The organism is Flavobacteriales bacterium, from assembly GCA_021296215.1.
Classification (GTDB): Bacteria; Bacteroidota; Bacteroidia; order Flavobacteriales; family ECT2AJA-044; genus ECT2AJA-044.
Window position 1 is genome coordinate 1 of record JAGWBA010000099.1, and the last position, 5,443, is coordinate 5,443.

8 protein-coding genes are annotated in these 5,443 nt (G+C 49.6%); 6 read left to right on the forward strand and 2 right to left on the reverse strand.

Annotated features, from left to right (window positions below):
• Positions 1-60 precede the first annotated feature (60 nt).
• The gene (locus J4F31_11670) at positions 61-765 is read right to left on the reverse strand and encodes a hypothetical protein (protein MCE2497215.1); all 705 of its coding nucleotides are present in this window, start codon (positions 763-765) and stop codon (positions 61-63) included.
• Between the two features lie 456 nt (positions 766-1,221).
• Here J4F31_11670 and J4F31_11675 point away from each other — a divergent pair, with 456 nt between their 5' ends.
• Genes J4F31_11675 through J4F31_11700 form a run of 6 tightly spaced genes read left to right on the forward strand, consistent with a single transcriptional unit; the run spans position 1,222 to position 5,147 of the window.
• A complete protein-coding gene (locus J4F31_11675) occupies positions 1,222-2,124 on the forward strand; it encodes a flavin reductase family protein (protein ID MCE2497216.1) in 903 nt (300 codons plus the stop codon).
• A 4-nt stretch (positions 2,125-2,128) separates the two neighbouring features.
• Complete coding sequence (locus tag J4F31_11680; GenBank protein ID MCE2497217.1) at positions 2,129-2,485, forward strand: DUF3127 domain-containing protein; 357 nt, start codon at positions 2,129-2,131, stop codon at positions 2,483-2,485.
• Between the two features lie 9 nt (positions 2,486-2,494).
• Positions 2,495-3,877 carry a short-chain fatty acid transporter gene (locus J4F31_11685; GenBank protein MCE2497218.1) on the forward strand — a complete coding sequence of 461 codons (1,383 nt, stop codon included), beginning with the start codon at positions 2,495-2,497 and terminating at the stop codon, positions 3,875-3,877.
• A complete protein-coding gene (gene aat, locus J4F31_11690) occupies positions 3,877-4,566 on the forward strand; it encodes a leucyl/phenylalanyl-tRNA--protein transferase (GenBank protein ID MCE2497219.1) in 690 nt (229 codons plus the stop codon). The genes J4F31_11685 and aat overlap by 1 nt, the downstream gene beginning before the upstream one ends.
• Positions 4,563-4,727: a hypothetical protein gene (locus tag J4F31_11695; protein ID MCE2497220.1), complete on the forward strand. Its 165-nt coding sequence runs from the start codon at positions 4,563-4,565 to the stop codon at positions 4,725-4,727. Before aat ends, J4F31_11695 begins: the two co-directional genes overlap by 4 nt.
• 42 nt (positions 4,728-4,769) lie before the next feature.
• On the forward strand, positions 4,770-5,147 hold the full coding sequence (locus tag J4F31_11700; protein MCE2497221.1) for a hypothetical protein: 378 nt from the start codon (positions 4,770-4,772) through the stop codon (positions 5,145-5,147).
• On the opposite strand, the gene J4F31_11705 is transcribed toward J4F31_11700, so the two are convergent.
• Positions 5,106-5,282, reverse strand: a complete 177-nt coding sequence (locus tag J4F31_11705) for a hypothetical protein (protein MCE2497222.1) — start codon at positions 5,280-5,282, stop codon at positions 5,106-5,108. The genes J4F31_11700 and J4F31_11705 overlap by 42 nt on opposite strands.
• Positions 5,283-5,443 lie beyond the last annotated feature (161 nt).

Genomic DNA, 5,443 nt, shown 5'->3' on the forward strand with positions numbered 1-5,443 from the left:
TAATGTCCGCAGGGATTTATGTGACTATTTTGAAGATAGATTTTTAACCAATGACACACTTTAGTGAACACTCCCGAACACTCCCCACACTTTAGTGAACACTCCCTTGTATTCAGTTCGCACCTTGACACCGGAGTACATCGCCCCTTCTAATTCAGCACTTGACTTAAAGCGTATCTCACCATACGGTGCCCATATAGTACCTTTCCAACCTGAAGATACTCCTCCCCCACAGCTACCACCTTCAATTTCAAACGCATCCCCATTCTCGTGTATCTCGAGAATGATCCGGCTGGCATCTCCTCCCCCAACGATACTAACTTCCAGTTTTTTAAGATCAACTTCCTCATGCACGTAAAGACGCATTTCTCCGGGCTGATTCTTAATGTCAAAAACAAAAGCTGCAACCGATCCTTTTTGATCGATTTTGCGGAAAGTGTAATCTCCGGGGCCATCAAAGGTCAGCGTCTTGTTGTTCTTTAGTTTAACGCTCCCATAAGCACCCGGCCCAATCGTTGTGTTGTATTCAATCTTTCCCGAACCATGAGAATCCGGATTCGATATGGGCGGAAAGCTAGGCAAGCCCGAGTAATCAACATTTCCGGGATGACTAATTCCGAAACCGTCGTAATACGTATTGTGCGTACCAATATCACCGCCGGAAATGGAGGTGAATGATCCGAGGTAAACGCCCTTTCCGAAATTGAAAGAATTTGGCTCCCCGGCGAGAATGACGTAGTCTGTTAACCTCGCAGATTGAGCCATAGACCAAAATGGGTGGGCCAACAGAAATACTAGTGAGAAAAGAGTTAGCGCACTACTAAAATAGGTACGCAGCGCTTTCGTCGCACAAACAGGCGCGACACCTTGGGTGGACTTTTTCCTGACCGTAGAGGTTTAGGTTTGGGTTGGGTTAGGCACTGAATTTTGCCATAGGGCAAATTCAACATCTCTAAGCTACGACATCAAACCTCTGATAATCAATATTTTGTTTCATTCTCTAGCACTATTGTTTCACAACACTCCCACTTATGTTCGCCACGATGACCATTTCCCAATGGCATAAGCACCCAAACGACCTCTATGAAAAAGGGCTTTAACACATTTGTACACCCCTGCACAACGCTCATTCTCTTGAACCTCACTTTTTATTAACAAAGGGTTAATGGACCGTACCGATTTCGCTATCTTTGAGGGCCTGATTTTGATTCCCAAAATTTTATGCTTTCCATAGATTCCAAGCAACTTGAGACCAAGGACGTACACCAATATCTATTGGGCGCCGTAGGGCCTCGACCGATCGCCTTTGCCAGTACGATGGACAAGTACGGAAACCCGAACCTCAGTCCGTTCAGTTTCTTCAATGTCTTTAGCGCGAATCCACCGACCTTGGTATTCTCGCCTGCGCGTAGGGTTCGAGACAACTCTACCAAAGACACTTTAAGCAACTGTGATTCGACAAAGGAGGTAGTGATTAACGTAGTGAACTACGCCATTACCGAGCAAATGAACTTGAGCTCTACGGAGTACCCAAGCACAGTAAACGAATTCGTCAAAGCTGGGCTCACTCCCGTGGAATCAAAGACCGTGCGCCCGTACCGGGTCAAGGAAAGCCCTGCCCAATTCGAATGCATCGTAAAAGAGGTGATCCACCTGGGCGATCAGGGAGGTGCCGGAAACCTCATTATCTGCGAGGTAAAGATGATGCACTTCAACGAAGCCATTCTCAATGATCAACAAAAGATCGACCAACATAAGATCGATCTTGTTGGCCGCATGGGAGGCAATTGGTACGTACGCGCCAGCGGTGAGGCCATATTCGAATTAGAAAAACCGCAGCGAAATTTGGGAATTGGAGTGGATATGATTCCACCGCGAATTCGCAATAGCTTCATCTTAACGGGTAACGATCTCGGCAAACTGGGAAACGTCGAACGAATTCCAACCGACGAAGAGATCGAAGGTATCCGGAAAGACGCAAAAGTAGCCGATATTCTATCCCAATCGGACGACGCATACGAACTGCGCGAAATGCTTCACCAACACGCGCACGAATTATTAAAGGATAATAAAGTACAGGAGGCTTGGTCTGTGCTGCTCATCGATAAGTTAAACCGAAATTAAAGACATGTCTCACGAACTAACCGGAACCATTAAGGTCATTTTCGACACACAAACCTTTCCGAGCGGATTCTCCAAGCGCGAATTCGTCGTCACAACTCAAGAACAATACCCTCAGGACGTAAAATTCGAGGCGATCAAAGAAAAGGGCGATATGCTCGACTCGTACAACGAAGGCGATCAGGTCAATGTAAAGTTCAATATCCGAGGAAACGAATACAACGGCCGCTACTACGTCAACCTTCAAAGCTGGCAAATGTCGAAGATCGACGGCGGAAGTGCGGGCGACAGCATCCCTGATCTCCCACCACTCGAACCCTCTCAAATGGACGGTCCCGATCAGGAGGACGATCTGCCATTCTAATACAGTTTTATGGGATTCTCGAGTACGGTCGAAAAGGCGTTTCGGTGGCTTCTGCCCTCACCTTTTACCATTGCCGTACTCCTTACCCTCCTAACGTTTGTGTTGGCCCTCTGGACCACGCCCGAACCCGTAACCCTTTCCAAAGCCGGTAATCTACTGCACTTTTGGGACGATGGATTATGGAATAATGCCCTGTTGGTCTTTGCGGTCCAAATGATGCTCATTCTGGTCCTCGGACACGTGCTCGCACTGACCGAGCCATTCGACCGACTCATCCGATTCGTTACGCAGTATTGCACCACAACAGCTTCGGCCGCAGCCTGGGTCACTTTGCTCACAGTGGCCGTAGGACTCTTCAACTGGGGGTTCGCCCTAATCTTCGGAGCTATCTTTGCCCGAAAAGTTGCGGAGCGCGCCCTTTCGGGCGGATACGAACTCAACTACCCTTTCATCGCCGCGGCCGGGTATAGCGGCCTTATGGTATGGCATGGCGGACTCTCGGGAAGCTCTCTTGCCAAAGTTGCGGAAACCGGACATCTCCGTTCGCTCATGGCCGGAATTTTGCCCGATGGACAACTCAATGCCCTACCGGAATCCATCACCTTCGAAGCTACGGTGTTCAGCTCAATGAATATTACCGTGTCTCTATTACTCCTGATCCTATTGCCCCTAGCCATGTGGGCCCTCGGAAAAAGGCTGAATCCAACCCCGATCAACATCAAGGTCCGCATGTCCCAAAACATCTCCGAAGGGAGAGCCATCGGCGCAGAGCGGATCGATCGCAGCAGAGCTGTATCCCTTGCCGTGGGATCCATCATATTGGGATACGCCCTCCACAAGGCTTGGACATTGCCCGCTGGAGTATTGTCGTTCTTCAACCCGAACAACATCAACCTCCTGTTACTCGGTCTTGGTCTCGCATTGCATCGAAACTTCAAGGAATTCCTATCAGCCGTTGAAGACGCCATTGGCGGCGTGTCGGGCATCCTGATCCAATTCCCATTGTACTTCGGCATCATGGGGATGATGAGATCAAGCGGACTAGTAGGCCAAATCTCCGAATACTTCGTGAGCATCAGCAACGAAACTACCTACCCTTTGTTTACGTTCTTTTCGGCCGGATTAGTCAACATCTTCGTGCCTTCGGGAGGAGGGCAATGGGCCGTTCAAGGCCCCGTAATCGTTCAAGCGGCCCAACAACTCAACGTCTCTTTATCGAAGTGCATTCTCGCTCTGGCATATGGCGATCAGGTCACAAACATGCTTCAACCCTTTTGGGCCCTACCCCTGCTCGGCATTACCGGCCTAAAAGCTAAAGAAATACTACCCTACACCTTGTTCCTTTTAGTCCCCGGTTCCATCGTATTCATCTCGGCGCTACTCCTCTTCTGATGGCTATTTCCCGCTTGACCGAACGTCTCGAATTCCCGCATCCAAAGTATACCGACCCCTCCGGAATACTGGCAGTCGGAGGTGATCTCCGCCCCGAAAGACTCCTGCTCGCCTACGAGCTGGGCATTTTCCCCTGGTTCAATGCCGATGAACCCCCCATGTGGTGGTGCCCCGATCCTCGAATGGTGCTGTACCCGAGCAAGCTCAAGATCAGCAAAAGCATGCGCTCATTTTTCCACAAAGGTAGATTCACAGTTACCTCGGATCGGGCCTTTGACGAGGTGATACGGCAGTGCGGAACAGTGCCTCGCCCCGGACAAGACGGTACGTGGATCACACCCGATATCATCGAAGGATATAGCGAACTCCACAGACAAGGGTTTGCCCACAGTGTCGAAGTTTGGGATGATAACGCCCTCGCGGGCGGATTATACGGCGTGTCGCATGGGCGGGCATTTTTCGGAGAGAGCATGTTTAGTAAAGTATCGAATGCGAGTAAATACGGATTCATTTCGCTCGTGCATCGTTTGGCTGAAGAGGGTTTTGAACTGATCGACTGTCAGGTCTATACCGACCACTTGGCACGTCTTGGAGCTCAAGAGATCCCACGAGAAGCATTTCTGAGCCAAATCGACTTAGCCCAAGAAAAGGAAACAATACGCGGCTCCTGGGCGTTCATGTTCCCATGAGAAACCTCCTATTTCTGCTCATCGCGATGCCGCTCATCGTGCCGCTAGGCACAGAAGCACAAGACCTCATTGCGTTCAATCAGGATCGATTAGCGATCAATGTAACCGGAATGTACGTGCTTGGCGGTTGGGCGGCCGGAAACATCGCGTTCAGCGGTTGACAATACTACCAAACGGACGAATCCACCAAGTACTTTCACCAAATGAATGTGTTTTGGAACCTCGTCAATCTGGGCATCGCGGGAGTGGGATATTACGGTGCTGTCACGGGTGCCACAGACCTCGATATGGCCAATACATTGGTAGAACAACGGAAGATCGAGAAGATTCTGCTGTTCAATGCAGGGCTGGACGTAGCGTATGTCACGGCCGGATTCCTACTGCGGGAGCGGGCTAAAGTGAAGACGGAGAAATTTGATCAGTTTACCGGTTGGGGAAACAGCCTGATCTTACAGGGGGGCTTTTTGTTCGTTTTCGACTTGGTGATGCATCAGGTGCATGCGAATCACGCCGGAGAACTGCTGCAAAACGTGCAAGTATCAACCGGTCTCGGAGGATTTGCCCTTCGCTATACCTTCTAGGTGCTCACGCTCACGATCGACCAATTCGTCTTGGGTCGGACGCGCTTTTCCTTTTCCACCCGCCATAAATATGACCAACCCTATGGCCGCAAACAGCGGTAGGGAAAGGCAGACCAGGTAGAAGAAGGTTTTCATAGAGGGTAAAATAGCAATTGCGGCCGAATAGAAATATGACAAATATTTATCTACCGATAAGGATATTCCGGCGATACCCGAGTGTAATACTCCCCGAAATTTAGACCACTTGCTAGGTTAAATTTAAAAGTACCTACATTAGGCCAAGTTATGAGTGGAAA